At 62.7% G+C, this 2,910-nt stretch carries 1 protein-coding gene and 1 pseudogene; both read left to right on the top strand.

Annotated elements, in window-relative coordinates; genetic code table 11:
* Positions 1-217: pseudogene (locus L979_RS16865) on the top strand (hypothetical protein); the annotation flags it as partial.
* A 330-nt stretch (positions 218-547) separates the two neighbouring features.
* A partial coding sequence (gene ppsA / locus L979_RS13120; RefSeq protein WP_047692653.1) for a phosphoenolpyruvate synthase occupies positions 548-2,910 on the top strand: 2,363 nt, incomplete at its 3' end.

The raw sequence follows: 2,910 nt of genomic DNA, 5'->3' as shown, positions 1-2,910 counted from the left end.
CATCCTCCCGTGGAATCAGAGCCTCCACCAGACCCGGGGCGATACATCGGCCTGTATGGAGATCCCGGTGGACAAATACACATCAAGTGTTATTGCCGGATGGAATCCGGATCCCACATATTGGTTCTCGGATGCGATATCTGGTGGCGCTGACGTCGTCGTGTGGAAAATGCACGACGACGGCGGACCTCAGTATGGATGGGTGAAGGTTCCATGAGGCAGAGAACGTGCGTCAGGCGCCACTGCCAGCGCCCTGTGGCAACCCCTGCCAACCTCGCCACTGGCCCGGAATCGCGGGGCTGACTGGTGCTAGCATGGTGGTGGGCCAAAGGCCCGGCGTGGCACCAGCGCCGGAGGGCATGGTGATCCCACGCGGATGGGAGATGACCATGGTGGCAGCCTGGGGCCGGTGAACAGCCAGGCAAGACAATCCCCTGCAGGGCATTAGTCGACCCCTTCATTCGGAGACTTGAACCGCAAAGGTGCGGTGATTCCATCGGGCATTTCATGACACACCTGCTCGTGGCAATCATGCTGGAGGTGTGAAATGACGAGTGAAGCATTTGTTCTGTGGTTTGAAGATCTCAAGTACACCGACATTCCCCAGGTGGGTGGCAAGAACGCCTCCCTGGGAGAGATGATTCGCAGCCTTTCAGAAGAGGGCGTCCGTGTGCCCGGTGGTTTTGCCACCACCGCCCACGCCTACCGCGAGTTCATCCGCCACAACCACCTCAAAGACATCTTGGCGGAGGAGACCCAGGCCCTGGACAAGGGCGAACGCAGCCTGGAACAGGTGGGAACCACCATCCGCCGCGCGCTGCGCCACGGGGAGTTCCCGGAGGAGATCGCACAAGCCATTCGTGAGGCGTACGCGGAAATGTGCCGCCGGGACGGGGCGGATGCAGCATCGGTTGCCGTGCGCAGCAGCGCCACCGCGGAGGACCTGCCGGAGGCCAGCTTTGCCGGCCAGCAGGAGACCTACCTGAACATCAGCGGTGCTGAGGATCTGTTGGCCGCTTGCCGTCGCTGCTACGCATCCCTGTTCACAGACCGTGCCATCAACTACCGGCGCGAACGTGGATTCGACCACCTGGAGGTCGCCTTGTCCGTGGGCGTGCGGAAGATGGTCCAGTCCGACCGCGCCGGTTCCGGCGTGATGTTCTCGATTGACACGGACACGGGTTTTCCGGACGTCGTCGTGATCGATGCTGCCTGGGGGCTCGGTGAGACCGTGGTGCAAGGTGCGGTTGACCCGGACGAGTACCGCGTGTTCAAGCCGCGGCTGAACGAGCCTGGCCTGAACCCCATCCTGACCAAGACCCTGGGCCGCAAGGAAAAGAAGATGGTCTACGCGGTGGGTGGCAACGAATCCACCCAGACCGTGGACACCCAGGAAGCCGAACGCAAGCGGCTGGTGCTGGCCGATGAGGAGATCCTCACCCTGGCGCGCTGGTCGGTGATCATCGAAAAGCACTACGGCAACGCCATGGACATGGAGTGGGCCAAGGACGGCGTGACCGGTGAGCTGTTCAGCGTCCAGGCCCGCCCGGAGACGGTGCAGTCGCGCAAGGCCGCCACCGCCATGCCCACCTTTGACCTCAAGGAACGCGGTTCCGTGGTCACCTCGGGCACCTCTGTGGGGGAGTCCATCGCCGTCGGTCCCGCCCGTGTCCTGCACAGCCCGCACCAGATGGACAAACTCAACGACGGCGACGTCCTGGTCATCGAACGCACCGACCCCGACTGGGGCCCCATCATGAAACGGGCCTCGGCAATCGTCACGGATCACGGTGGCCGCACCAGCCACGCGGCAATCGTCAGCCGCGAGGTGGGCGTGCCCGCCGTCGTCGGCACCGGGGGCGGCACCCGCTCCATCCAGGACGGTCAAATGGTCACCGTCTCCTGTGCGGAGGGCAGTGAGGGGTTCGTTTACGCCGGCGCCCTGCCTTTCGAGGAGAAGCAACTCTCCCTGGATGAGTTGCCGAACTCGCCGGTGCGTCTGATGATCAACCTGGCCACCCCGGATGCCGCATTGCACTGGTGGCGGTTGCCGGTCAACGGTGTGGGGTTGGCGCGGATGGAGTTCATTGTCAACGACGTCATCAAGATCCACCCGCTGGCGCTTACCAGGTTCGATCAGGTGGAGGACCCTGCTGTTCGGGCCACCATTGAGGAGCTCACGGCCGGTTACCAGGACAAGTCCGAGTACTTTGTGGACCACCTGGCCCGCGGGATCGCCACCATTGCGGCCTCCCAGTACCCGGATCCCGTGATTGTGCGCATGAGCGACCTCAAAACCAACGAGTACGCACAGTTGATCGGCGGCACCCAGTTCGAGCCCAAGGAAGAAAACCCCATGCTGGGTTTCCGCGGAGCCTCTCGGTATTACAGCCAGAACTACAAGGCCGGATTTGCACTGGAATGCCGTGCCATCAAGCGAGCGCGTGAGCAAATCGGGGTGGACAACCTGGTGGTGATGATCCCGTTTGTGCGAACCCCGCAGGAGGCGGACCGTGTGATCCAATTGCTCGCGGAGAACGGTCTGGAACGCGGCAAGGACGGATTGCAGCTCTACATGATGTGCGAAATCCCCTCCAACGTGTTCCTGATCGAGGAATTCGCGCAGCGGTTTGACGGGTTCTCCATCGGCAGCAACGACCTCACCCAGTTGATCCTGGGCGTGGACCGTGACTCGGAGGAGCTCAGCGACCTGTTCGACGAACGCAATCAAGCCGTGAAGACGGCCATTGCCCAGGTCAATGAGAAGGCGCACGCCGCCGGCTGCAAGGTTGGCATTTGTGGCCAGGCCCCAAGCGACTACCCGGATTTCGCCAGGTTCCTGGTGGAGCACGGGATCGACTCAATGAATCGCCCCGGGTTTGTTAGAGGCTCGCAAGTGCCGCGTCGGCG

This window comes from Kocuria sp. ZOR0020 (assembly GCF_000800955.1).
In the GTDB taxonomy this organism is placed as follows: Bacteria; Actinomycetota; Actinomycetes; order Actinomycetales; family Micrococcaceae; genus Kocuria; species Kocuria subflava.
This window is presented reverse-complemented; position numbering and strand designations above follow the sequence as displayed.